The sequence below is a fragment of the Pseudomonas sp. Tof1 genome, from assembly GCF_055390395.1.
Genome location: NZ_AP024344.1, coordinates 5,985,794 through 6,011,054, shown reverse-complemented (window position 1 = coordinate 6,011,054; position 25,261 = coordinate 5,985,794). Strand labels below are relative to the sequence as shown.

The following is a 25,261-nucleotide window of genomic DNA, read 5'->3' as shown; positions in this document are numbered from 1 at the left end:
CCGACTCAGCGGGTCTGCGTGACTTTTTTCAGGAAGCGCGGTTGATCCGGATTGCGCCCGCGCAACTCGGCCAGTTTCGCCGCCATCAGGTAGAAACCCTGGATCATGGTGAATGGCTCCAGCAGCGGATGGGCAGTGGCAACGCTGGGCAACTCCGCGCCGGGTGTGCCGCTGGGTGCGACCACCATGACCTGGGCCCCACGCAGACGCATATCGTCGGCGAAGGCCAGGGTGCCGGCCTGCTCCGGTCCGGAGGGTGCGAATATCAGCACCGGATAACCGGCCTCGATGATTTCCATCGGTCCGTGGCGCACTTCGGCGCTGGAAAAGGCTTCGGCCTGGATACCCGAGGTTTCCTTGAGTTTCAGCGCGGCCTCCTGGGCGATCGGCAGCGCCGGGCCGCGGCCGATGACGATCATCTTATCGGCATGCCGCAGCACCTTCAGGGCCAGTGTCCATTCCTCGTTTGCCGCCTCGGCCAGGGCCCCGGGCAGGCTTTGCAGGGCTTCTTGCAACGCGCTGTCGTGGCCTCGCCGGGCGCCCAGGGCCGCGACGGTCTGCACGCCGGCCATCAGCATCGCCACGTAGCTCTTGGTCGCCGCCACGCTCTGCTCCAGCCCGGCCGGCAACAGCACCTCGGCATCACTGGCGGCGGCCAGCGGCGAGTCGGCGGTGTTGACGAAGGCCGCGACGCTGGCGCCCAGGCGCTTGAGATAGTCGACGCTGGCGATCAGGTCCGGGCTCCTGCCCGATTGGGACAGCGCCGCCACCCAGCATTTCTTCAGGCGCAGCGGTGGTTGTTGCAGGCTGACCAGTGACAGCGGGATCGACAGCCAGGGAATTCCCAACTGGCTCATCATGGCGTAGCCGAAGAAGGCGGCGGCGTGATCGGAGCTGCCGCGGGCGACACTGATGACCAGCTCCGGCAGGTCGCTGGCCAGTTGCTCCGCCAGTGAATGGATCGCGCGGTCCTCATCGAGCATGTGTTGCACGACGGCGGGGATCGACAGGGTTTCCTGGTGCATCAGCGACATGACAGTGTTACCTGGGTGCTTCAGCCACGCGGGCTGTCGGGTAGGGAGAGAAGGTCGCCGGGAATGAAACTCAACCCGGCGGCGTCCATGGCCATGCTCAGCGCGCCCACAGCGGCGCGTCATGGGTGAAATGGGCGGCGACGATCTCTGGCGGAAACGGCACCACCTGGCGGATCAGTTGTTCGAGCACCGGGGCCAGGGTCGACGCCTGGTGGAACAGGCCGCCGCCAATCGCGATGCGGCTGACATCCAGCGCCACCGCAAGGTTGGCAACCTGCACCGCCATACCGGCGATCCGTTGTTCCAGGGCCTGGCGTACGGCGCGGTCGTCACTGTCGAACAGGTCCAGGGCACGGTGGCCTTGGCCGAGCATCTCGTTCGCCAACTGGGTGAGGGCGCTGCCCGAGAAGAACTCCTCCAGCGGCGCCGCGCCTTTTTCGTGGGTTCGCCACAGATCCGTGCGCGACGGGTCGAGAAAGGGTTCCAGCATATAGCCGATCTCCATGGCCGCGCCGTTACGACCACGAATCAGGCGGCCGTTGGCGATGGCCGCGGCGGCGAGGCCGGTGCCGAGGTTGAGGTAGATCGCATCCTCGATCCCCGCCAGCGACCCCCAGCGTGCTTCCGCCAGGGCCCCGGCCTTGACATCGTTGTCGAGCATCACGGCGGCGGTGCCCAGGCCGCCGCCGAGCAGCGCCGGCAGGTCGAGTGCCTCGAACCCAGGCGTATTCGGTGCCATCAGCAGCCGGCTGCCGCGCACCACGCCGGGAAACACCGCCGCCACGCTGGCTACCGGCACCTCCCCAAAGTCGGCAATACAGCCACGGGCGGCCTGGAGGATACGCTCCAGCGCGGGCTCGCCCCGCAGGCCATCGGCATGGGTCGCCAGCCTGCGGGTACTCAGGTGCCGGCTCGACGGGTCATAACAGGCGACCTGGGTCTTGGTGCCGCCGACATCAATCGCCAGCAGCACGCCTGGGCTGGGCACCTGGGCGCCCGGGGTATTCAACGGCTCGAACATCGTCGCGATCACTTCTTGTCGAAAGGCCAGAGCCGGTGTGCCCGTGCCCAGAGCAGATAAGCCACGCAGCCTGCGGCGACCCACACCAGCGACCATTGGATCGGGTAGGCGCCGGGGGCGTTGTGGTTGGAGGCGAAGTAGATATAGACCCAGCCCACCAGCGCGACGAGCGCCGGGATCGGGTACAGCCACATCTTGTAGGGGCGCTCCAGGTGCGGCTTGGTCTGGCGCAGCACGAACAGCGAAATGATCTGGGCCACCGACTGCACCAGAATCATCACCGTGGTCAGCAGCTGGATCAGCGTGGTCAGGTCGGTGAGGCGGCCGATCATGAACCCGACCGAGGTCAGCACGCCCATGCTCAGGATGCCGTAGACGGGGAAATCATGCCTGGCGTGAGTGACGCTGAAGGCATTGAAGAACACCTTGTCCTTCGCCGCCTCGAACGGCACCCGCGAACCGCCCAGCAAGCCGGCGAATACCGAGGCGACGGCGGTGATCAGGATCAGCACGGTGACCACGTCCGCGGCGGTGCTGCCCCAGGTTTCGCTCAACACCACCGAGGCCACGGACTTGTAGGCTGCGGAGTCCGGGTCGAGCATGCGGTGCCAGTCCACCACACCCAGCACGCCGACCTGCATCAACAGGTAGACCGCGAGGATGCCGAGGATCGACAGCACGATCGACCTGGGAATCACCCGGCCCGGCTGTTCCACTTCACCGGCCAGATAGGCCGAGGTGTTGTAGCCCAGGTAGTCGTAGATGCCGATGGTCAGGCCGCCGGCCACGCCTAGCCAGAAACTGCTATCGCCGAGGTTGAACGCGCCTTCCGGGAAGCTGAAGGCCAGGTCGGCATGGAAGTGGCTGAGGGCGGCGACAATCAGCGCGCCGATGCTGATCAGCATGATCACCCAGAGCCCGATGCTCAAGCGGGCGATCGACTCGATCCTGCGCCAGAGCAGGAAGATGATGCCCCAGATCAGGACCAGGCCGATCAGGTTACCGGCGGTCTGGCTCATGTCCGGCCAGAACCAGGTCAGGTATTGCACGAAGCCGATGATACCGGTGGACATGATCAACGGGATGAACAGCATCGCGGTCCACACGAACAGGAAGGGCAACAGCTGGCCCGTACGTCTGCCGAAGGCTTCGCGCAGGTAGACGTAGGTCCCGCCGGCGCCGGGCAGGCACGCCCCGAGTTCGGCCCAGACCAGGCCGTCGCATAGCGCCAGCAAGGCACCGAGGATCCATCCGAGGTAAGCCTGCGGACCGCCCATGATGACGATCATGGTGGGAATGGTAATGAAGGGACCCACGCCGCACATCTGGCTCATGTTCAGGGCCGTGGCGGGAAACAGACCGATCTTGCGCTTGATGCCGGACGAACCCTGCCCGGTGGGAGTGGTTGTGCTCATGCGTGACGACCTCTTGTGCGAGTGACGGAAGGTGGAGGGCAGGTGGCAAGGGTGTTGCGCGCCGGCGGCGGCTTCCATCGACTCGGTATCATTATTGTTATGGGGTGCGCTGGCCCCTGAAGCGGCTGCGACCGATGCGTAGAAAAACACGCCAATAAAATTAATTCAACTTGATTTAATTAATTGGCGGCAACGATCATCCGCCCATGAAAAATCCACAGCACACCCGTACGGTCACCACCGGCACCAACGCCGAACACGCCCGCCTGCACAACCGCCGGGTGATTCTCGAAGCGATTCGCCTGGGCGGACGCCTGACCCGCGCCGACCTCACGCGCCTGACGTCGCTGACCGCGCAGACGGTTTCGAACATCGTCACCGAACTGCAGGAAGAGGGCGTGCTGCTGGTGCATGCGGCCCAGAAGATCGGTCGCGGCCAGCCGCCGGTGCCGTTGTCGATCAACCCGCAGGGTGGGTATTCCATCGGCTTTCATGTCGAGCAGCACTCGATCATCGGTGTGCTGCTCGACCTGCTTGGCGACGCTCAGGCCCAGGTCACCCACGCGGTCAGCTATCCGAGTTTCGACGACGCGCTGCCGCTGCTGCTCGATACCGTGGGGCAGTTCCGGGCGCTACGTCCTGATGGGCGTTTTCTCGGAGTAGGGGTGGCGTTGCCTGGGCCGTTCAGCGTCGAAGGCATGACCTCGGTGGGGCCGACGGCGATGTCCGGTTGGGATGATCCGCAGATTCCGACACGCCTGCACCAGGCCGTCGGCTTGCCGGTACTGATCGAGAACGATGCCACGGCCGCGAGCATGGGCGAACGGCTGTACGGGATTGCCAGCGACCTGCACCACTTCGTCCACCTGTTTATCGGCAGCGGCCTTGGGGCCGGCTTGTACCTGGGCAATCGCCTGTATTCCGGGCACTGGCACAACGCCGGGGAAATCGGTCACATGACGGTGGTGCCCGGCGGCAAGGCCTGTCATTGCGGCAACCAGGGCTGTCTGGAGCGCTATATCTCGATTGCCGCGCTGCTGGAACATCTGGGGCAATCCGGCGACCAGGACCTGGCGGCCTGGAATTTCGACGATCCACGTTTCAAGGCCGGTGTCGACTCCTGGCTGGACGAGGCCGCGCCGGCGCTGCGCCAGGCGATCAACATCCTTGAATCGTTGCTCGATCCACAGACCATCCTGATCAGCGGTTTCCTTCCGCAGGCGATCCTCGCCCGGCTGGTGGCCCGGCTGGAACCCTTGCATCGCTCCATCAGCTGCCGCCCGGATCGTGAATACCCGCGCATCCAGCTGGGCACCGCCGGGCACGATGCGGTGGCGTTGGGGGCGGCGGCGTTGATGATCCTCGCGGAGATCAGCCCGGACTATGAAGCCTTGCTCAAACCGGAGTGAGCCGGCTTATAGTGACTTCATTCAAGAGATGATGCCGCGAAGTCTCCACTGATTTCGGCGTTGTGGCACTGGCACAGGAACGGCTCATGGCTCGGTTTGCTCACTATTCCCTCAACACCCGTGGCCGGGATTTCGCCGTGGGCGACATTCATGGTCATTTCAGCCGCTTGCAGGCCGCGCTGGACCAGATCGGGTTCAACCCCGAATGTGATCGGCTGTTCAGCGTCGGCGATCTGGTCGACCGCGGGCCCCAGAGCGAGTTGGCCCTGCAATGGCTGGAGCGCCCCTGGTTCGCCGCGGTCCAGGGCAACCACGAGGCGCTGGCGATCCAGCATGCCCAGGGCCTTTCGCTGGACCAGGCGATGTACCGTGCCAGCGGTGGCGGCTGGTTTATCGACAGCAGCGCGCAAAGCCAGCGCCGGTTCGCCGCCGGTTTCGCCCGGCTGCCGATTGCACTGGAGGTCGAGACCCGACTCGGGCCGGTGGGGATCGTGCACGCCGACTGCCCCTTTGCGAGCTGGGGTGAACTGCGGGACTACCTGTCGGGTGATACTCAGGCGCAGATCGCGGTAGAGGAGGTCTGCCAGTGGTCGCGCAGCCGTGTGAGGAACCATGACACCACTGGTATCCGGGAGGTCAGGGCCGTGCTGGTCGGGCACACCACGCAGCGCCAGCCCACCGTGCTGGGCAATGTCTATCACATCGACACGGGCGGCTGGAGCAACGGGTGTTTCACGCTGGTGGAACTCGACGGGCTGGGCTTCGTCAGGCCTGACGCCAACTGACCGCTTCGATGCCGAACTTCTCGGCCACCGGCTTGCTGGTCTTTTTCACCCGTTCTCGGCCGAACCTGCCGATTCGGCCGACGCCGGCGTCGCAACTGGCCCAGTGCCAGGCCTCGGCGTTGTCCATGCGTTCGCAGCGGATGATGAAGGACTTGGGGGTACCGTGAAGGGTGTAATCGATAACGTACAGCTTTGCCGTGCTCATGGATGTGGAACTCCTCCCTGTTGTCTTGGGAGTGATCCCCCTGTACCGGAAAAATTCCGTCGATCAGCCCGGCGGTCCGTTGTGGCAAATAACTCGGAACAGTCCTTCAGAAAAAATCCCGATAGCCGATGGCAAGGACAGATAGCCGTATTTCCCTTTTGCCATCGGTGCGCACCATGTTCAACAAACGCTTGAAGCAGGAGCTGTCGGCTCTTCGCGAGGAATTGTCCAGTCTCCATCAGGTCAGGGAAAGTCTTGAACAGGAAATGCTCGTGCTCACACTGGACGCCGATGGCCGCATCCAGTCCGTCAACAGCAACTTCATCACGGAAATGCTCTACCAGAGCAGCGCCCTGGTCGGTCGTCATATTGAGGACTTCGTGCCGACGTACCTGAAAAGCTCGGATTTTCACCAGCGCTTCAAAAACGCGCTGACCCGCGCCGAACATTTCAGCGGGGCAATACGCCTGCTGCGCGGCAATGGCCAGGAAGCCTGGCTGCGCTCGATCATGCAGCCGATCCGTGGCTCCGATGGCCGAGTGCGGAGTTTCTCGATCTTTTCCAACGACCTGACCCGCACCATCGAAGGTTCTCGTGAGCACGAGAACCTGATCGGCGCCTTGCTGCGTTCCACGGCGGTGATCGAATTCAACCTGGCCGGTGAGGTCCTGACCGCCAATGATCGGTTCCTCAATGGCATGGGCTATAGCCTGGCGCAGATCAAGGGCAAGCATCATGGCATCTTCTGCGAACCGGGGGAGGTCAACAGCCCCGAGTACCAGGCGTTCTGGCAGCGCCTGAATGCCGGTGAGTTCATCGCTGGCCGTTTCAAGCGCGTGGACAGTCATGGCCGGGTGGTCTGGCTGGAGGCGTCCTACAACCCGGTGCTCGACTCCAACGAGCGGCTGTACAAGGTGGTGAAGTTCGCCACCATCATCACTGACCAGGTGAACCAGGAGCAGGCGGTGGCCGAGGCGGCGAATATCGCCTACAGCACTTCGTTGCAGACCGACGCCAGTGCCCAGCGCGGCACCACCGTGGTGACCCAGGCGGTCGACGTGATGCGTGATCTGGCGCAGCACATGCAACATGCCGGCGAGGGGATCGAGGCGCTCAACGCCCAGTCCCAGGTGATCGGCACCATCGTCAAGACCATCAGCGGCATTGCCGAACAGACCAACCTGCTGGCGCTGAACGCCGCCATCGAGGCCGCGCGGGCGGGTGAACAGGGGCGCGGGTTCGCGGTGGTGGCCGATGAGGTTCGCCAGTTGGCTTCGCGAACCAGCCAGGCGACCGACGAGATCGTCACCGTGGTGCGCCAGAACCAGGACATGGCCCGTGATGCGGTGTCGCTGATGAACAGCGGCAAGACCCAGGCCGAGGAGGGCCTGGCGTTGGCGGCCGAGGCCGGCACGGTGATCGTCGAGATCCAGGACGGCGCCCAGCGGGTGGTCAGCGCGGTCGGGCAGTTCGCCAACCAGCTGGGCACCTGATGCGGGGCCCGGTCAACGGCGATGGGCGGACGGTCGACTCCCGTCCGCCGCCTGCGACTTCTAGGGCTTGAGTGCCACGACCATATCGATCTCGACCGAGGCATTCTTCGGCAACTGGAACACCCCGACCGAGGTCCGGGTGTGCACGCCAGCTTCGCCGAAGACGGTATAGAGCACTTCCGAAGCGCCGTCGGCGACTTCGCTCTGCTGGGTGAAGTCCTCGGCGCTCTGGACGAAGACGCTGATCCGCAGGATCTTGCGGATCCGTTCCAGGTCGCCGTCGAGCATCTGCCGCAGAATCGCCAGGGCCCGCATGGTGCTGATCCGGGCACCGTGCCGGGCCTGCTCCAGGGTGGTCTGCGCGCCGACACGACCGGTCACCATCACCGTGTTGTCGACCCGCGGAATCTGCCCGCTGACATAAATCTCGAGATCGTTCTGCACCGCCGGCACGTAATTGCCGCCAATCTTCATTTCACCTTCGAAGCTGTAGCCGAGCTGATCGGCGACCTGGGCGAAGCGTTCGTTTCTGGATTGCGGCATCGTTATCTTCCTGATGATGGTGAGTGTCGTGGGGGGTGCCCAGCCTGGCTCGGCCGGGTCCGACATGCAGCAGATCATACGGCTCTCAGGCGCAACAATCACGATCAAGTCAGCGCTTGCACGCAAGCGCGGCCGCTGCAACACAGGTAAACTTGCGCCTTTCACAAAGGAGTTCCCATGAGCCACTACCAGCCCGGCATCCTCGCCAAGCCTGTACCCCCGCAGGCACGCCATCTGTTTTTCGCCCTGGAGTCCGCCGAGGCCTTGCCGGCTGCGCTCGACAACCTGGCCCGGCTGGTGGATGGGAAAAACGCCGTGGTCGGTTTTGGCGAGTCGCTGGTGCAGGTGCTGGGGGCTCGGATCGAGGGGTTGCGCACGTTCCCGGTGATCAGTGGCCCGGGTGTGGACAACCCTTCGACCCAGCAGGCGCTGTGGTGCTGGCTGCATGGCGAGGACCGCGGCGAACTGTTGCACCGCAGCCGCGAGCTGGAGCTGGCACTGGCGCCGGCATTGAAGCAGGTACAGATGACCGAGGCCTTCCGCCACAAGACCGGCCACGACCTGACCGGCTATGAGGACGGTACCGAGAACCCGGTGGACGAAGCCGCCGTCGAGGCGGGGATCGCCGCGGGCGATGTGCCCGGCCTGCACGGTGGCAGTTTTGTCGCGATCCAGCAGTGGCAGCATGACCTGGAGCGGTTTGCCGCCATGCCGTCCCATGAGCAGGACAACATCATGGGCCGCCGCAAGAGCGACAACGAGGAGCTGGAGGACGCGCCGGAGTCGGCCCACGTCAAGCGAACCGCCCAGGAAAGCTTCGCCCCCGAAGCGTTCGTCGTGCGCCGTTCCATGCCCTGGGCAAACGAGCAGGGCGCCGGCCTGATGTTCGTCGCCTTCGGACGTACCCTGGATGCCTTCGAGGCTCAACTGCGGCGCATGAGCGGGCTGGATGACGGGATCACCGACGGCCTCTACCGCTTCAGTCGGCCGATCACGGGCGGCTACTACTGGTGCCCGCCGCTGAAGGATGGCCACCTTGACCTGAGCGTACTACTGGCCGGTTAAGCCGAGTCGTTTTTTTTCGGCCTGGGAACTAGACTTGCAGTGTAGCTTGCTCGCAGTTGAGCCCGGTCGGCGATGCCTTCGCACTCTTGGCCCGCCCGCCGGCTGCGAGCCTGGCCCCTGGCGGAGGCGGCGGTGTTTGCTGGCGTCATCCGCCAGCGTGCAAGGGTGCGACTCAGGCCCTGTCAGGGCTGGGAGTTTTTCTCATGTTACCCCTACGTTCCCCTTGTTCGTGGCGCTGGCCGTTGGGCTGCTGACCACGGGCGTCCTCCGGCTGCAGGCTGCACCTGCCGACAGTGAACCGATCAACATGGCAGTGGTGCAACTGGCGCCACAGCAACAGAATGGCGTGGAGTACCTCAGCGGCGGTATCGGCGAGGATGAGCTGAAGGCACTGGCCCAGACCCGCGGCTACAACCTGCACATCGTTTCTTCCTCGGGGCCGCAGGACAAGTACCTGGCCGATGTGAACATCTCGATCAACAAGGCCGGTGGCGAGTCGGTGCTGAGCCTGATCCAGGTCGGTCCGCTGGTCTACGTGAAGCTACCGGTGGGGCACTATCAGGTCGTCGCCAGCCACGACGGGCATCAAAGCCGGCAGGATGTCGTCATCGATGGCAAGGGCCCCCAGACGCTGAACGTGCACTGGAAGGACGCCTATTGAGTGGGCGCCGCTCGCCGGCCGACTCAGGTTCGACTGATCCAGGCGTGCTGGAAGGTCTTCCTCGGGTCGGCTGTTCGTCGCAGGAAAACTCCGCTGACGAGCAATAGCCCGGAACATACCCGGATTGTCGATTTTGGGGATGCACAATCGACGTCTTGCGCATAGGCTGCGTACACCGGGGCCAGGGGTCCCGCAACCTATTCTGGAAACGAGGCGGGATGATGGGCAAGTTGCGAGTCGGGATCATTTTCGGTGGGCTGGGCGCGGAGCACGAGGTGTCGTTGCAATCGGCCAAAAACGTGGTCGATGCGTTGGACCGCGAGCGCTTCGAGCCGGTGCTGATCGGTATCGACAAGCAGGGACGCTGGCACCTCAATGACAGCTCCAACTTCCTGCTCAACGCCGAGAATCCGGCACTGATCGCGCTGAACCAGTCCAATCGCGAACTGGCCGTGGTGCCGGGCAAGGTCGGCCGGCAACTGGTCGAGGCCGGCAGCCAGGCCCTGCTGGACCAGGTCGACGTGATTTTCCCGATCGTCCACGGCACCCTCGGCGAAGACGGCTGCCTGCAGGGGTTGCTGCGCATGGCCGACCTGCCGTTCGTCGGCTCCGATGTGCTCGGCTCGGCGGTGTGCATGGACAAGGACATCAGCAAGCGCCTGCTGCGCGATGCCGGCCTGGCCGTGACCCCGTTCATCACCGTCAACCGCGCCACGGCTGCGCGGCTGGACTTCGATCAGGCCCGGGCCAAGCTCGGCCTGCCGCTGTTCATCAAGCCGGCGAACCAGGGCTCGTCGGTGGGGGTGAGCAAGGTCGAGGACGCCGGGCAATTCCAGGCGGCCATGGCGCTGGCCCTGGGGTTCGACGAGAAGGTACTGGTGGAGTCGGCGGTCAGCGGCCGGGAAATCGAATGCGCGATCCTCGGCAACGACCAGCCGATTGCCAGTGGCTGTGGTGAGATCGTCGTACGCAGCGGTTTCTATTCCTACGACAGCAAGTACATCGATGCCCAGGCCGCCGAGGTGGTGGTACCGGCGGCCATCAGCGAGCAGGCCAGCGAGCGCATCCGCAGCGTGGCGCTCGAAGCGTTCCAGGTGCTCGGTTGCTCGGGGCTTGCCCGTGTCGATGTGTTCCTGACCGACAGCGGTGAAGTGCTGATCAACGAGATCAATTCGCTGCCGGGCTTCACCCGCATCAGCATGTACCCCAAGCTGTGGCAGGCGGCGGGGATGACCTACAGCGAGCTGGTCAGTCGCCTGATCGAACTGGCGCTGGAGCGGCACGAAGCACGGCGTGGATTGAAGAACAGCCGTTGAGGTCGGGGCACGACGTTACCTGGGTACGGGGTGCCGCTAGCGTACGGGGGCAACCCGGTTGCCATAGCCATTGTCAGGAGGACAGCATGTCGTTGAGTCACCGTCCGGTCGAGGCGCGGGATCTGCCCGTGATCTGTGGTTTTGCCCAAGGCGAGGAGGAACTGTTCTTCTTCTTTCCCAAGGCCCGTTACCCGCTGACCGTCGAGCAACTGCAGGGCTCGGTCGACCAGCGTTCGGACTCGACCGTGGTCGAGCTGGACGGCGAGGTGGTGGGCTTCGCCAACTTCTATCAGTGGGAGCAGGGCGGCACCTGCTCCATCGGCAACGTGGTCATTGCCCCGCATGTCCGTGGGCGTGGGGTGGGCGAGTACCTGGTCCGGCTGATGATCCGGATTGCCCGGGAACGTCATCAGGCCAGCGAAGTGCGCCTGTCCTGCTTCAACCGGAACCTGGCGGGCTTGTTGTTCTATCCGAAGCTGGGCTTCGTGCCCTATGGCATCGAGGAACGACAGGACTTCAAGGGGCGGAGGGTGGCGCTGATCCAGTTACGTTGGGCTGGTGAGCAATCAGCTGGCGCCATTCAGACCAGGTGAAGCAGGTAATCTCGCCATTCCCGGCTGTTCGAGCATTTCTGTGCAGTTTTTCAGGCAGGTGTGGGTATCTTGGCAATCGCCTGTCTTCGCCTTGGGATAGCATGGGTTCTATCGAATGGGCCTGGAAGGCATGGGCGAGAGGCGAGGCATGCAGACCCTGATCAGCGATTACCAGCACGGTGAGGTGGTGGGCAGCCACTGTCACAACGAGGCGCAACTGGTCTATGCGACCCGGGGCGTGATGTATGTGTGCACCGAGCAGGGCAGTTGGGCCATTCCCACCGGTCATGCGCTGTGGGTGCCGGGCGGCGTTGCCCATGAGATTCGCATGAGTGGCGAGGTGCGCATGCGCACCTTGTTGATCGACCCGGCGCTGCACCCGGTGGCGGTGCTCCAGTGCCAGGTGATCCAGGTGTCGCACCTGCTGCGTGAATTGATCCTCGCTTCGGCGCAGGGCGGCAGCGAGGAACGACGCTATCATCTCGGGGCACTGATCCTGCTGGAGCTGCAGGCTGCCCGACAGGTCGACCTGTACATTCCGGCGCCCCGCGATGCCCGTCTGCGTACCTTGTGTACCCGCTTCATCGACCAGCCCGCGCAGGAGTGGACGCTGGAGCAGTGCGGTGCACAGTTGAACATGAGCTCGCGAACCTTCGCCCGGCTGTTCCAGCGCGAACTGGCGATGTCCTTCGGCGAGTGGCGCACCCGTGCGCGGCTGGTGCTCAGCCAGCAGAGCCTGGCCCAGGGCACGTCGATCCTCGACGTGGCGCTCGAGTACGGTTATCAGAGCGCCAGCGCCTTTGCCGCGGTTTTCAAGCGCGAACTGGGACACACGCCGCGGCAGTACCGCATGAACGAGCCGACAGGTTGTCCCGTTTGATGCTGCGGTTGTCCCGATCACGGGAGAACCGCCCCTAGGCCGCCACCTACTCTGGGATTCACGATCCTGACTGTGAATTCCGTCGATGCACTCACTCCCTTCCCGACGCGCCAGGCCCATCGCCCTGGGCGCCTTGCTCGCCTTGTTGACCGCCTGCGGCGGTACCTCGGCACCCTCACCACTGACTCAGCCGATTGCCAGCCAGGACAGCAATCCGCTGGCGACACTGCCGGCCGGTGCCAGCGATCAGCCACTGCCCGAGCGCTGGTGGCAGTTGTATCAGGATCCGGTTCTCGACCAGTTGGTACAACAGGCGCTGCGCCACAACCAGGACCTGGCCCGGGCTGATGCCAACGTCCAGGCGATGCTGGCGGGGATTGGCGAGCTGGATGCACAGCGCTGGCCTTCGACGCAAACCCGTTTTGCGGCGCAGTATGGCAAGACCGCCAACGACCAGACCCTGGCCCAGGCCACGGACAGTCATGCGCCGGCGCAGTGGACCTTCGAACCGGGCATCGAGCTGGCCTACCAGGTGGACATCTGGGGTCAGGTGCGTCGTGCCATCGAGCGTGCGCGGGTGCAGGCGGGCGCGGTGAGCGATGCCCGTGACCTGCTGCGGATCAACGTGGCGGCACAGACCAGCCGGGCCTATCTGGATCACTGCACTTACGGCGCGCAGTTGGGCGTGACGAACCATTCGTTGCAGACCGTCGAGCACAGCCTTGAACTGACCGAAACCCAGCGCAGGGCCGGGATCGCCACCGAGCTGGATACCCTGCGGCTGCGTAGCCTGCGTGATCGCCTGCGGGCCGAATTGCCGCTGCTCGACGCCCGTCGGCGGGTGGCCGTGTATGAGCTGAACATGCTCACCGGCCAGGCTTCCGGCAGTGACCCGCAGTGTGCGGTCATCCCCAGGTTGACGGTGGCGTTGCCTGTCGGCGATGGCTGGCATCTGCTGGAGCGTCGTCCGGACATCCGCCAGGCCCGGCGCAACCTCGAAGCGGCCGTATTGGCCAGCGATATCGCCAGGGCGGATCTCTATCCCAAGGTGAGCTTCGGCGCGTCGCTGACTTCATCGGCCCAGTCACTGCACGAACTGGGCGACAGCCGCTCGGTGATGTTCGGCATCGGTCCGCTGATCAGTTGGGAGTTCCCCAATATCAAGGCCAACCGCATGCGAATCGACAGGGCCCGGGCACTGGAGCAGGCACAACTGGCCGGCTTCCGCGGTGCGGTCCTCGCGGCTCTTGCCGATGTGCGCCAGACCCTCGCCCTGTTCGATGGCCAGCGCCAGCGTGCGGCGGCGCTCCAGGCAGCCCTGCAGGACAGTGAACGCAGCTATGCCCTGGCGCAAACCCACTACCGCGCCGGTACGGTCGACGCCCTGCAACTGCTCGACAGCGAGCGCGAGCTGATGAATGTGCGCCGCCGTGAAGTCCAGGCGCGAGGCGAGCTGGCGCGCAGCGAGGTCAATCTTTTCCGGGCCCTGGGCGGCGGCTGGCAGCCGCTCGCCGTCGGTCACGCCAACACGCAATCAACGAGTCCCGAAGCTGGAGTAGAACCATGAACCTTGCCGTCGATGAACAGACCCTCGCCCAGGGCGAGCAATTGCGCAAGAAGGCCCGGCGGCGGCGCCTGATGCTGCTCGGGGGCGCAATCGCGGTGCTCGGGGCGCTGGGGTTCGGCAGTTGGTGGGCGACGACCGGGCGCTACCTGGAAAGCACCGATGATGCCTACGTGCGCGCCGATTGGGTGGCGCTCAGTGCGCGGGTGCCGGGTTACGTCGCCGAGGTGCTGGTGCAGGACGACCAGCCGGTAAAGGCCGGTGACGTGGTGGTGCGCCTACAGGACCGTGATTACCAGGCCCGGCTGGCCCAGGCCCAGGCTGCAGTCGCCGAGGCGCAGGCGGCGCTGGTTGCCGGGCGGGCGAGCCGCCAGGTTGCCGCCGAGCGCGTCGGCTTGCAGCAGCAGGCCATCGCCGTGGCCCAGGCGCAGGTGCGCAGTGCGGATGCGGAGAACCAGCGGGCCGAGCTGGATCGACGGCGTTACCAGGGGCTGGCGCGGGACGATGCCGCGACCGTGCAGCGCCTGGAAAGCGCCAATGCCAGCGCGCAGCAGGCCATGGCGGCGTTGCAGGGCGCCCAGGCCGGCCTGCGCCGGCAGCAGGCCCAATTGGGGGAGTCCCGGGCTCGCCTGCAACTGGCCGAAGCCGAGATCCAGCAGCAGATCGCCGCGCACGCCAGTACCGTGGCTCGTGCCAGGCTGGCCGAACAGGACGTCGAGGACACCCTGATCCGTGCGCCGATCGATGGCGTGGTCGGCCAGCGGCGGGTCAGGGCCGGGCAGTACCTGGTGGCCGGCCAGCCGATGCTGGCGGTGGTGCCGGTACGCCAGGCCTACGTGGTGGCCAACTACAAGGAAACCCAACTGGCGGACATGCGTCCCGGCCAGCCGGTGGAGATCCATGTCGACAGCTTCTTCCATCGGCCGCTGCACGGCCGGGTGGTCAGCTTCTCGCCGGGATCGGGCAATGTGTTCGCCTTGCTGCCTTCGGACAATGCGACGGGCAACTTCACCAAGATCGTCCAGCGTTTCCCGGTGCGGATCCAGCTCGACCCCGATAATGAGGTGCTGCCGATACTGCCCGGCATGTCGGTCACCACCGTCGTCGACACCCATCGTCAGGAGACGCGCAATGAGCGTTGAGGCACCGGTTTCGCCGCGCGCCTGGGTGGCGGTGATGGGCGGGTTGCTCGGCTGTTTCATGGCCGGCATGAACGTCCATGTCACCAGCGCCGCGCTGCCGGAAATCGAAGGCGCGCTGGGGGCGACTTTCGAGGAGGGCTCATGGATTTCCACCGCGTATCTGGTGGCGGAAATCATCATGATCCCGCTGACCGCCTGGCTGGTCGAAGTGTTCTCTCTGAGACGGGTGATGTGGACCGGCTCGCTGATCTTCCTGCTGGCTTCGATCGCCTGTTCCTGGGCGCCGAACCTGCCGGTGATGATTGCCATACGTGTGGTTCAGGGCGCGGCGGGGGCAGTGCTGATTCCGCTGTCGTTCCAACTGATCATCACCGAGTTGCCGGCCAGCCGGATGGCCATGGGCATGGCGCTGTTCAGCCTGGCCAACAGTGTCGCCCAGGCGGCCGGGCCGTCGATCGGTGGCTGGCTGACCGACGCCTACTCGTGGCGCTGGATCTTCTATCTGCAACTGTTTCCCGGCATCGCGCTGCTGCTGGCGGTGGCCTGGGCGATCGAGGCCAGGCCGATGAACCTGGCGCTGTTGCGCCGGGGCGACTGGCTGGGCATCGGCGCCATGGTGGTGGGGCTGGGCGGGTTGCAGATCGTCCTGGAGGAGGGCGGACGCAAGGACTGGTTCGGCTCCGGCGAGATTCGCTGGCTGTCGCTGGCGGCAGGCGTGGCCTTGCTGGTCTTCGTGCTGTCGCAACTGTTTGGCCGGCGCGCGTTCATCAACCTGCGTTTACTGGGGCACTACAACTTCGGCGTGGCCAGCGTGGCGATGTTCATCTTCGGTGGCGCGACATTCGGGCTGGTGTTCCTGGTGCCCAACTACCTTTCCCAGGTGCAGGGCTACAACGCCCATGAGATCGGTGTCAGCCTGATTGCCTACGGCGTGGTGCAATTGGTGCTGGCGCCGGTGATGCCGCGGCTGATGGGCTGGTCGAGTCCGAAGATCATGGTGGCGACCGGGTTCCTGATCATGGCCCTGGGCTGCTGGCTCGGGGCGTTTCTCGACGCCGATAGTGCGGCGAACGTGATCATTCCTTCCACCGTGGTCCGCGGTATCGGCCAGCCCTTCATCATGGTGGCCTTGTCGGTGCTGGCGGTGGCCGGGCTGGACAAGCGCCAGGCGGGTTCGGCCTCGGCGCTGTTCTCGATGTTGCGCAACCTCGGCGGGGCGGTGGGCACGGCGGCGCTCACGCAAATCGTGGCAATGCGCGAACGCTTTCATTCCGAGCGCATTGGCGAGGGAGTGAATGTCTTTGTCCCTGCCGTCCAGGAGCGCCTGGGACCGACGGTGGGCGACTGGCTGCCGGACCAGCAGCAGGCATTGGCGATGCTGGGCAAGACGGTGCAGCATCAGTCCTGGCTGATGGCTTATGGCGATGCGTTTTTTGTCGCCTGTGTGGCGCTGCTCGGTTGTGCCTGTGCGGCGCTGTTGATGCGGCGTCAGGGCGGTGGCTGATGCGTTGAGGCTCGCGGATAAATCCCCCACAAGTGCTCGCGCCGTGCATGAATCCTGCGAACGACGCTGTCACTGTGGGGCCAGGCGGTCCGGCGTCCCGGTTTATCCGCGAAGGGGGCGAAGCCCTCACCACCTGACTCTCAGGTGGCCAGCATTCCGGTGGGTGCTGGCAGCAGGCTTCAGGAGGGAGCCAGCACTTTTTCGGCGGGCATAAAAAAACGGCTTACCTTGCGGTAAGCCGTTTTTAGTACTTGGTGGCTACACAGGGACTTGAACCCCGGACCCCAGCATTATGAATGCTATGCTCTAACCAACTGAGCTATGTAGCCAAGTGGCGCGCATTATTCGCTCTGAACGATGATGTGTCAAGCAAATATCTGAAAATTTTCTCTACGCTATCAAAAACTTAACGCCCAACGGCGAAATCCGTGGGCGTTGCCCGTCTCAATTCAGGCGGAAGCGCCCGGTATTGTCACTCAGGGCCTTGCTGCCTTCGCTCAGGGTGTCCGCCGCGCGGTTCACCGCCCGCGCCCCTTCGAGCAGCCGGACCGCCGCCTGATCGACCTGCTGGATATTGCCGCTGACCTCGTCCGCAGTGCTGGCCTGCTCGTCCACCGCCGTGGCGATCTGGGCGAGGGTGTCGGTCACGCTCTGCACGGCGCTGGCGATTTCCACCAGGCGCTGGCCCAACCCGGTGACCGATTCGGCATCGGTCTGCGCCTGGACGCAAGCCGCTTCCATCAGGGCCACGGCCTGGCTCACGGTGGCCCGCAGGCTGTCGACGGTGCTGGCGATCTGTGCGGTGGAGCTCTGGGTGCGCTGCGACAGGCTGCGCACTTCGTCCGCGACTACGGCGAAGCCACGGCCCTGTTCACCGGCCCGGGCCGCCTCGATGGCGGCGTTGAGGGCGAGCAGGTTGGTCTGTTCGGCCACGCCGCGGATGGTGTCGACCACCAGTTGGATCTGCTGGCCCTGTTCGCTGACCCGGCCCAGCGCCGTGGCGGTTTCGTTCAGGCGCTGGTTGAGCTGCTGGATGCTGGCAGTGGTGCGCTGGCTGTCGCGGCTGCTGTCCGAGGCGATGCGCCGGGTATTCTGGGCGCTACCGGAGGCCTGTTCGCAGCTCTGGGCGACGCCCTGGGAGGTGGCCGCCAACTGCGTGGCCGCCGCGGCGATCTGGCTGATCTGTTGCTGCTGCGCCTCGACCTCGTTGAGCGCACCGCTGGAATGGCTGTTGAGGGTACGCACGGCGTCGCTCAGTTGAAGGGTTTCATGGTCGACGCCCTGCAGGCTGGTACGCAGTTGCACCACCGCCACGTTCAGCGCGGTACTGATGGCCGCCAGTTCGTCACGGCCTTCGACCGGCACTTGCAGGCACAGGTTGCCGTCACGCAGGGATTCGGCCAGCAGGGTGATACCGCTGGCGCTGCGGCGGATCGAGGCCTGCAGGCAGATGAACAGGTACAGCGCAGCCAGCAGCAGGCAGCCGAAGATCGCCGCCACCAGGCTGAACTGGCCGGTGGCCGAGTCGTGGTAGTGGTCCAGGCGGCTGTCGAGGGTGTTCAGCGAGTCCTGGCGCAGGTCGGCCAACTGGCCGAGCAGGGTGTCGAGGGTTTTCTCGAAACCCTCGGGCTTGAGGGTGATGCTGCCGCCGAACATGCCGTCATCCAGCGCCTTGAGGCCTTCGTCCAGGTGCTTGAGGTTTTCCTGGTAGCGTCCGGCCCAGTCCTGCAGGGCCGGTGGCAGGCGGGTTTGCAGCTGGGTGCCGGTCTTGGCCAACTGGTCGCGGGCGTCACCGATACGGCTGCGCAGGTCCTTGAGTTGCAGGCGGCTCTGCAGGCTGAACTGGCCGGAGACCACCGAGGCCTGGCCGACGCTGGCCAGGCGGCCGACCCGCTCGATCAGGTCGGGCGCGTATTGGGTGGAAATCTGGGTCAGCAGGTAGGTTTCCATCCAGGAGGCGAGGATCAGCCGGCTGTCCATGGCGATCTGTTCGCGCAGGCCTTGCAGGGCGCTCAGGGCGGAGGTGAAACGGTCATAACCGTCCGGCCACCAGCCGACCTTGCTCAGGCTGGCCGAGTCGAGGCCGGAGACGGTGGCTTGCAGCACCTGGTAACGCTTGAGGGTGTCGGCATCGGCGCCTTCGCTCTGCAGCGCCTGGCCCAGTTGTTCAAGGGCCTGGTTGATCTCGGGCTGGGCCTTGTCCAGCAGGGCCATGGCGGCGAGGGTGGCAGGCGTCGGCTGGCGATTGGTCTCCGTGGCCTTCCAGCGAGCCGCACGGTCGCGCTGGGCGGTGAGCAGGTTGTCCAGGCTGTCCAGCGCCAGCAACTGGCGGACGCCGGCACGTTCTTCGCCGATCAGTGCCAGTTTGCTGCGGTAATCCTGGCCGATCATGTACAGGCTGCCCATCAGCGGGACGATGAACAGCAGGAACAGCACCTGAAATTTGCGGGCAAAACCGAATCGTCCGAGCAGTCGCATTCCCGGTGATAAAAAAGCGTGCATTGCCGACCACTCCTCAAGGCATCCGCACCGTTGGAGTGCGCTCATGACGGGTTGGTCATGACGGATGCCGTCGTTAAAGACCTCGGAAGTTTCGCCAGTGAGGGCGTTATCGGCCGGCCGCTGTAGCGAATCTTCCCATTCTCGTGGCCCTTTGTAAGGAACCGCGCTGTAGGAATCAGGGCACGCAAGATTCAGACCAGTAGCAAAGAGCTATCAATGGTTTTTCGTCGGATTAAATTGATCGTTAGCTCAACAAGTATCTGGTCTTGATGCACTAAAAAATGGCACATTGACGCACCTGCACCTGTGCATCCATCCGCGTCACGGACTACCTCATGGCTCTCACTGAAACCTCTTCCGGCCCGATGCCGACGTCGGCGCCCGCGCAATCCAGCCCGCTGGTGATGCGCATCATCGGCGCCGTGGCGCTGGCCCACCTGATCAACGACCTGATCCAGTCGGTCCTGCCGTCGATCTATCCGATGCTCAAGGACAGCTACGGGCTGACCTTCACCCAGGTCGGGCTGATCACCCTGACCTTCCAGGTGACCGCATCGCTGCTGCAACCCTGGGTCGGCTTCTATACCGATCGGCATCCGAAGCCGTTGCTGTTACCGGCGGGAATGATCTGTACGCTGATCGGGATTCTGATGCTGTCCCAGGTCGGCAGTTTCCCACTGATTCTGTTGGCTTCGGCACTGATCGGCGTGGGCTCCTCGACCTTTCACCCGGAAGCCTCGCGTGTGGCGCGCCTGGCTTCGGGAGGGCGCTACGGGCTGGCGCAGTCGACCTTCCAGGTTGGCGGTAACGCCGGTTCGGCCTTCGGCCCGCTGCTGGCCGCGGCGATCATCATTCCGTTCGGTCAGGGCCATGTCGCCTGGTTCGGGCTGTTCGCCCTGTTTGCCCTCGGCGTGCTCTACGGCATCAGTCGCTGGTATCGCGCGCACCTGAACCTGTTCAGGCTCAAGCAGGGCCAGAAGGCCACTCACGGCCTATCGAAAGGGCGGGTGCTGGGGGCGCTGGTGGTGCTCGGCCTGCTGGTGTTTTCCAAGTACTTCTACATGGCCAGTTTCACCAGCTACTTCACCTTCTACATGATCGAGAAATTCCAGCTGTCGGTCGCCAGTTCGCAACTGCACCTGTTCCTGTTCCTTGGCGCGGTGGCGGCGGGGACCTTTGCCGGCGGCCCCATCGGCGACAGGATCGGACGCAAGGCGGTGATCTGGTTCTCGATCCTCGGTGTCGCGCCGTTCACCCTGGCATTGCCGTATGTCGACCTGTTCTGGACCACCGTGCTCAGCGTGGTGATCGGTTTCATCCTGGCCTCGGCGTTCTCGGCGATCGTGGTGTTCGCCCAGGAACTGGTGCCGGGTAACGTCGGCATGATCGCCGGGGTGTTCTTCGGCCTGATGTTCGGCTTCGGCGGGATCGGCGCGGCGCTGCTGGGGCATCTGGCGGATATCCACGGCATCGAGTACGTCTACACGATGTGTTCGTTCCTGCCATTGTTCGGAGTGTTGGCAGTGTTGCTGCCAAGGACGAAAAAGGCCTGAGCCGGGCAGCGGGCCGGCTTGCCCCGGTCAAGGGCAGCCGGTTTGAACCTGCGGAAACGGACCGGGCGATCAGCTATCCGGGACAATTTATGATGTTTTTGTGCACGATAGCGCGATAAAGATTTTGATTCGCCAGCCGAAACAGGCTTAATAGCAAAGGGCCATAAACCTGTCTGGTCCGGCTGTTTGCCTCTCACTTCCCCGGATGGTGGTCGTCGCAATGAAAATAAAAAACAAACTCGTCCTGGCCTTTGTGCTGGTCGCCTTCATCCCCGTGAGCCTGGTGGCGGTCATCTCGGTGGTGAATATCCGGACTGAGGCGGTCGATCAGTTCATTGATGGCAGCACCCGGGAAATACGCCAGATCGACGGCAATATCCGGCAATTCTTCGACGGCACGCAGCAGAACGTCGATCAGATGGCGACCGATCCTGTATACACCTCCGTTGACAGCCTCAAGCACTACGAGACCGCCGATGCGGCCAGCCGGCCCCTGCCTCCGGCGGCCAGGCAGGTCATCGATGCGTTTGCCCGTTATGGCGCGACGCACCCGGCGGCCGCGATTCTTTCCATAGGCCTGGAGGACGGCACCTACGCCAAATGGCCGGACGATCCGCAGCTGGCCAACTACGATCCGCGCGTACGTCCCTGGTACAAGGCGGCCATGGCCAGCCCCGGAAAGACCGTTCGTACCCCCGCCTATTACTATGACAAGGACGCCGTGGCACTGGTGGGCAGCGCCCGGGCGATGCTCGATGCTTCCGGCAAGCCCAAGGGGGTATTCGTCGTCAGTGTTTCGCTGAAGAACCTCACCGAACTGGTCAAGAGCATCAAGCTCGGCCAGAGCGGCTACGTGATGCTGATCGAGGACGGCACCGTACTGGTCGACCCGCGCGATGCTGCCCACGGCTTCAAGAAGCTCAAGGACCTCGGCGAGCCTTACGCCAAGCTGGCGGCTACCGGAGAGGGCTCCACCGAAGTGCAGATCGATGGGGTCAACTATATGGCCAACATCTGGACTTCGCCGGGCCTCGGCTGGCGCTATGTCGGCCTGATCCAATACGACGAAGTGATGGCGGGGGCGACCCGCATGACCTATGTCACGGCGCTGATCGTGGTGGTGCTGGCAGTGATTTTCGCCTTGCTGGCCGCAGCGTTCTCCAAGGTGATCGTCAAGCCGATCGGCCAGGTCAGTACCGGCTTGCAGTCGATTGCCGAGGGCGAGGGCGACCTGCGTCGTGATCTCGATGTTCAGGGCAAGGACGAAACCGCGGAGTTGGCCGGCTGGTTCAACAAGTTCCTGGCCGCCATTCGCCAGTTGATCCAGCGCATCGGCGCGGCCTCGACCAATCTGCAGGATGCCTCGCGGGTCAACAGTGAGGTGGCCAGCAACATGAACGAGGCTGCCGGTCGCCAGCGTGAGGCGGTGGAACTGGTGTCCACGGCCTTCAACGAGATGGTCGCCACCGCCAACGAAGTGGCCCGCTCGTGCAGCACCGCGGCCACCTCCGCCGAGAGCGGACATCAGCGTGTGGCGGAAGGCAAGCAGCAGATCGAGCAGACCACCGAGAACGTCAATCGCCTGGGGCGCCGCCTGACCGAGTCGTCCCAGGCCATGGTCGAACTGGAGGAGGGCAGCCGCAGCATCAACCAGATTCTGGGCACCATCCGCGCGATTGCCGAGCAGACCAACCTGCTGGCGCTGAACGCCGCGATCGAGGCTGCGCGGGCCGGTGACCAGGGGCGGGGTTTTGCGGTGGTTGCCGATGAAGTGCGGGCGCTGGCCAAGCGTACGTCGGATTCCACCGGCGAAATCGACCAGTTGCTCAACGCCCTGGGCAGCAAGACCCAGGAGGTTTCGCAGAAGATGGAAAGCTGCCTGGACCTGTCGCGAGCCAGCGTCTCCTCCATCGAGAGCGCGCGGGGCAGCTTCGAGGGTATCGAGCTGTCGGTCAACGAAATCCGCGACCAGAACCTGCAGATCTCGGCGGCGGCGGAGGAGCAGCACAGTGTCGCCGAGGAGATCAACCGGCATATCCAGCAGATCTACGATGAGGCACGGCTGGTCGAAAGCCTGGCCAATTCGGCGCAGGAAGACTCCGGTCGGCTGTCGCATCTGTCGGAGGAGTTGAATGGGTTGGTCGGGCGGTTCAAGTCGTAGAGGGCATCGCCGGGGAGGGGGCAGCCTGATTCCCTCCCGGGTTCTGAACTTGAGGTAAGTCCAATCCCTGGTGTGACGCTATCCCGGATATACGGTTGTGAGCGTCGATGCTTTAAGGGGGATGGTCTTCAGGCGAAAAGTCTTAAGGCAGTATCGCTCTCGTGGAATTTTGTCGAGAGGAATCATGTGGTTACAGTTGTTGTAAGCGATCTTTCCACACTCCCCGCGTTTATTCTGTAATCGCTCTTCTAAACAATAGTGAATGACCTGCCGTCTGTTTGAGAGTTTCAGTTTGAGGCTGTATGGGAACTATCAGGGATAACAACTAGCCGGCCTCTTTGGCTCTCCCTTGAATCCCGGGGCAACTACGCCAATTGTCGCACAGCAACTGCGTAATATATGGGAGCTGCTTTTGCACTCTCTTGGGGCGGGATGCCGCATTTTGAGTCATGGTGACTTGAATCGATCAGTGATGCGAAGGGAGCGGCCTTCTTGTGTCCCTGGTTGGCTGTCCAAGGCAATGCGGGAAGATAGCGGGGGTTATTCGTGGCGAGGCTGCGAAGCGTCTCTGTGCAGCCATTTCCTACTTTTTGTATCAGCTTTAGACACATTCGGGCATCTTTCGTTAGTGTCTGAGTGCCAGTATTTATGCGGTGCAGGAGTAGTAAATTTTTTCCAGTGCTATTGCAGGGTATTTCAATAACCTTATCCTGGTCAAGGACTTAATAGTGTAAGAAAAGGGCGTTAGACTTCTTCGGAAATTGTGCTTTAATCGAGTGCTTTCATGCCGCTGGCATATGAGTCTCCCTGTGTTGCAATACTTGTGGGCGTCAGTTTGTTTTTCATGGCTTGGAGCCTTGGGCAGCAAGAAACGGAAGAAAAGCACCTATGGATGCACTATTTGTAACACCTGATTCTTCGGCAAAGGCCTATCAGGGGCTGGCAAGCGTATATTCCGCGATAGAGCCGCCGACGTGGTCGTTGCTGCTGGCCGAGTCCTGTCGCAGCAAGGGCTTCGAGGTCGGTATCCTGGACTGCGATGCCGAGAAGCTGAGCCTTGAACAGGCGGTTCTGCGTGTCGAGTCCCACCGGCCGAGGCTGGTGGTGTTCGTCGTCTACGGACAGAACCCCAACTCCGGCACGACCAGCATGATTGGCGCCCTCGAACTGGCCGCCGCGCTCAAGGAACAGTCGCCCCTGTTCAAGATCTGCTTCGTCGGCTCGCACATCAGCGCCTTGCCCAGAGAGGTTCTGGCACATTCCTGTGTCGATCTGGTGCTGCTCAACGAAGGCGTCTATGCCCTGCATTCGCTATTGGCGAGCAATCTGGGCGATGACCTGTCTTCGATCCGGGGAATCGGTTACAAGCAACGTGGTCCGGCGAACTTCCCCATGCCGGTGCTCAATCCGCCCGAGCGATTGGTTCCCCAGGAGCGCATGGACATCGACATGCCAGGGTATGCCTGGGACCTGTTGCCCTACAAGGAACGTCCCCTGGACCTCTACCGGGCGCATTTCTGGCACGCCGGTTTCGACCATGCCCAGCGTACGCCTTTCGCGGCGATCTATACGTCGCTGGGCTGCAACTTCGGTTGCAACTTCTGCATGATCAACATCGTCAACCGGACGGACAACTCGGAGTCCGCCGATGCCGCCAGCTTCCGTGGCATGCGCTTCTGGAGCCCGGCCTGGGTGATGCGCGAGATGGAAAAGCTGGCCAGGCTTGGCGTGCACACGTTGCGTATCAGCGACGAGATGTTCTTCCTCAACCGCAAATTCTACGAGCCGGTCCTGCGCCAGGTGATCGAACGCGAGTTCGATTTCAACATGTGGACCTACTCGCGCGTGGACACGGTACGTCGTGACGCCCTGGAGCTGTTCAAGCAGGCAGGGGTCAACTGGTTGGCGCTGGGGGTCGAGGCGGGCAACCAGATGGTTCGCCAGGAGGTGTCCAAGGGCTCCTTCAAGGAAGTCAACATTCGTGACGTCTGCGACGTGATCCGGCAGACCGACATCAATGTGATCAGCAATTTCATTTTCGGCTTTCCGGACGATACGTTGGAGACGATGCAGGAAACCCTGGATCTGGCCATCGAGTTGAACTGCGAAATGGCCAACATGTATCCCTGCCAGGCATTGCCGGGCAGCCCGATGAACCGGATCGCACGAGAGGAAGGCTGGAAGCTGCCCTCGAGTTATGAAGGGTATGCGTTTCTGTCCTATGAATGCGAGCCCTTGCCCACCAAGCACCTGTCGGCGGCACAGGTACTGAAGTTCAGGGATGAGGCCTGGCAGCGTTATTTCACCAATCCGACCTACCTGAATCTTGTCGAGCAGAAATTCGGGCCCACGCAGCGCCTGAATATCGAAGACATGACTCGGATCAAGTTGCGGCGGAAACTGCTGGGGGACTAG

At 63.6% G+C, this 25,261-nt stretch carries 20 protein-coding genes, 1 tRNA gene and 2 pseudogenes; 16 read left to right on the top strand and 7 right to left on the bottom strand.

The window, feature by feature from the left end:
* Positions 1–5: 5 nt before the first annotated feature.
* The 3 genes from ACZ5KU_RS27105 to ACZ5KU_RS27095 form a co-directional block, all read right to left on the bottom strand.
* Complete coding sequence (locus tag ACZ5KU_RS27105) at positions 6–1,034, bottom strand: SIS domain-containing protein (protein ID WP_054063343.1); 1,029 nt, start codon at positions 1,032–1,034, stop codon at positions 6–8.
* A gap of 97 nt (positions 1,035–1,131) precedes the next feature.
* Positions 1,132–2,055, bottom strand: coding sequence for an ROK family protein (locus ACZ5KU_RS27100; protein WP_464736500.1), 924 nt, complete (start codon positions 2,053–2,055; stop codon positions 1,132–1,134).
* Between the two features lie 8 nt (positions 2,056–2,063).
* Positions 2,064–3,470: an APC family permease gene (locus ACZ5KU_RS27095; protein WP_464736499.1), complete on the bottom strand. Its 1,407-nt coding sequence runs from the start codon at positions 3,468–3,470 to the stop codon at positions 2,064–2,066.
* A 206-nt stretch (positions 3,471–3,676) separates the two neighbouring features.
* Between ACZ5KU_RS27095 and ACZ5KU_RS27090 the strand changes: the two genes are divergently transcribed.
* Together ACZ5KU_RS27090 and ACZ5KU_RS27085 are read left to right on the top strand one after the other, a co-directional pair.
* A complete protein-coding gene (locus ACZ5KU_RS27090; protein WP_054060185.1) occupies positions 3,677–4,879 on the top strand; it encodes an ROK family transcriptional regulator in 1,203 nt (400 codons plus the stop codon).
* 86 nt (positions 4,880–4,965) lie between these two features.
* On the top strand, positions 4,966–5,664 hold the full coding sequence (locus ACZ5KU_RS27085) for a metallophosphoesterase (RefSeq protein ID WP_054060184.1): 699 nt from the start codon (positions 4,966–4,968) through the stop codon (positions 5,662–5,664).
* Here ACZ5KU_RS27085 and ACZ5KU_RS27080 read toward each other — a convergent pair.
* Entirely contained in the window at positions 5,645–5,869 is a 225-nt protein-coding gene (locus ACZ5KU_RS27080; protein WP_054060183.1) for a DUF6555 family protein, read from the bottom strand. The genes ACZ5KU_RS27085 and ACZ5KU_RS27080 overlap by 20 nt on opposite strands.
* 128 nt (positions 5,870–5,997) lie before the next feature.
* On the opposite strand from ACZ5KU_RS27080, the pseudogene ACZ5KU_RS27075 reads away from it, so the two are divergent.
* Positions 5,998–6,822, top strand: a pseudogene (locus ACZ5KU_RS27075) (PAS domain-containing protein); the annotation flags it as partial.
* Between the two features lie 108 nt (positions 6,823–6,930).
* A complete protein-coding gene (locus tag ACZ5KU_RS27070; RefSeq protein WP_416773564.1) occupies positions 6,931–7,362 on the top strand; it encodes a methyl-accepting chemotaxis protein in 432 nt (143 codons plus the stop codon).
* A 60-nt stretch (positions 7,363–7,422) separates the two neighbouring features.
* On the opposite strand, the gene ACZ5KU_RS27065 is transcribed toward ACZ5KU_RS27070, so the two are convergent.
* Positions 7,423–7,905, bottom strand: a complete 483-nt coding sequence (locus ACZ5KU_RS27065) for a RidA family protein (protein WP_054060182.1) — start codon at positions 7,903–7,905, stop codon at positions 7,423–7,425.
* Positions 7,906–8,082: 177 nt separating this feature from the next.
* Here ACZ5KU_RS27065 and ACZ5KU_RS27060 point away from each other — a divergent pair, with 177 nt between their 5' ends.
* The 8 genes from ACZ5KU_RS27060 to ACZ5KU_RS27025 all read left to right on the top strand — a co-directional run bounded on the left by ACZ5KU_RS27060 (position 8,083) and on the right by ACZ5KU_RS27025 (position 16,630).
* Positions 8,083–8,970, top strand: a complete 888-nt coding sequence (locus tag ACZ5KU_RS27060) for a Dyp-type peroxidase (RefSeq protein WP_054063347.1) — start codon at positions 8,083–8,085, stop codon at positions 8,968–8,970.
* Positions 8,971–9,199: 229 nt separating this feature from the next.
* Positions 9,200–9,631, top strand: a complete 432-nt coding sequence (locus tag ACZ5KU_RS27055) for a carboxypeptidase regulatory-like domain-containing protein (protein ID WP_464736498.1) — start codon at positions 9,200–9,202, stop codon at positions 9,629–9,631.
* 221 nt (positions 9,632–9,852) lie between these two features.
* Positions 9,853–10,947: a D-alanine--D-alanine ligase gene (gene ddlA / locus ACZ5KU_RS27050; protein WP_054060191.1), complete on the top strand. Its 1,095-nt coding sequence runs from the start codon at positions 9,853–9,855 to the stop codon at positions 10,945–10,947.
* An 86-nt stretch (positions 10,948–11,033) separates the two neighbouring features.
* The gene (locus tag ACZ5KU_RS27045) at positions 11,034–11,540 is read left to right on the top strand and encodes an N-acetyltransferase family protein (RefSeq protein WP_464736497.1); all 507 of its coding nucleotides are present in this window, start codon (positions 11,034–11,036) and stop codon (positions 11,538–11,540) included.
* 148 nt (positions 11,541–11,688) lie between these two features.
* On the top strand, positions 11,689–12,420 hold the full coding sequence (locus ACZ5KU_RS27040; RefSeq protein WP_054060178.1) for an AraC family transcriptional regulator: 732 nt from the start codon (positions 11,689–11,691) through the stop codon (positions 12,418–12,420).
* A gap of 85 nt (positions 12,421–12,505) precedes the next feature.
* Positions 12,506–13,987 carry an efflux transporter outer membrane subunit gene (locus ACZ5KU_RS27035; protein WP_464736496.1) on the top strand — a complete coding sequence of 494 codons (1,482 nt, stop codon included), beginning with the start codon at positions 12,506–12,508 and terminating at the stop codon, positions 13,985–13,987.
* Positions 13,984–15,126 (top strand): HlyD family secretion protein, encoded by a 1,143-nt coding sequence (locus ACZ5KU_RS27030; protein WP_464736495.1) that lies wholly within the window; start codon positions 13,984–13,986, stop codon positions 15,124–15,126. Before ACZ5KU_RS27035 ends, ACZ5KU_RS27030 begins: the two co-directional genes overlap by 4 nt.
* Positions 15,116–16,630 carry a DHA2 family efflux MFS transporter permease subunit gene (locus tag ACZ5KU_RS27025; protein WP_464736494.1) on the top strand — a complete coding sequence of 505 codons (1,515 nt, stop codon included), beginning with the start codon at positions 15,116–15,118 and terminating at the stop codon, positions 16,628–16,630. The genes ACZ5KU_RS27030 and ACZ5KU_RS27025 overlap by 11 nt, the downstream gene beginning before the upstream one ends.
* Before the next feature lie 252 nt (positions 16,631–16,882).
* Here the strand turns inward: ACZ5KU_RS27025 and ACZ5KU_RS27020 are convergent.
* Positions 16,883–16,959, bottom strand: a tRNA-Met gene (locus tag ACZ5KU_RS27020).
* Positions 16,960–17,074: 115 nt separating this feature from the next.
* Complete coding sequence (locus tag ACZ5KU_RS27015) at positions 17,075–18,286, bottom strand: methyl-accepting chemotaxis protein (protein WP_416773562.1); 1,212 nt, start codon at positions 18,284–18,286, stop codon at positions 17,075–17,077.
* A 1,181-nt stretch (positions 18,287–19,467) separates the two neighbouring features.
* On the opposite strand from ACZ5KU_RS27015, the gene ACZ5KU_RS27010 reads away from it, so the two are divergent.
* The 4 genes and pseudogenes from ACZ5KU_RS27010 to ACZ5KU_RS26995 all read left to right on the top strand — a co-directional run bounded on the left by ACZ5KU_RS27010 (position 19,468) and on the right by ACZ5KU_RS26995 (position 25,261).
* Positions 19,468–20,685 carry an MFS transporter gene (locus tag ACZ5KU_RS27010; protein ID WP_054060606.1) on the top strand — a complete coding sequence of 406 codons (1,218 nt, stop codon included), beginning with the start codon at positions 19,468–19,470 and terminating at the stop codon, positions 20,683–20,685.
* A gap of 205 nt (positions 20,686–20,890) precedes the next feature.
* Positions 20,891–21,991, top strand: a pseudogene (locus tag ACZ5KU_RS27005) (cache domain-containing protein); the annotation flags it as partial.
* Between the two features lie 87 nt (positions 21,992–22,078).
* Positions 22,079–22,846: a methyl-accepting chemotaxis protein gene (locus tag ACZ5KU_RS27000; protein WP_416773561.1), complete on the top strand. Its 768-nt coding sequence runs from the start codon at positions 22,079–22,081 to the stop codon at positions 22,844–22,846.
* A gap of 888 nt (positions 22,847–23,734) precedes the next feature.
* The gene (locus ACZ5KU_RS26995) at positions 23,735–25,261 is read left to right on the top strand and encodes a B12-binding domain-containing radical SAM protein (RefSeq protein WP_464736493.1); all 1,527 of its coding nucleotides are present in this window, start codon (positions 23,735–23,737) and stop codon (positions 25,259–25,261) included.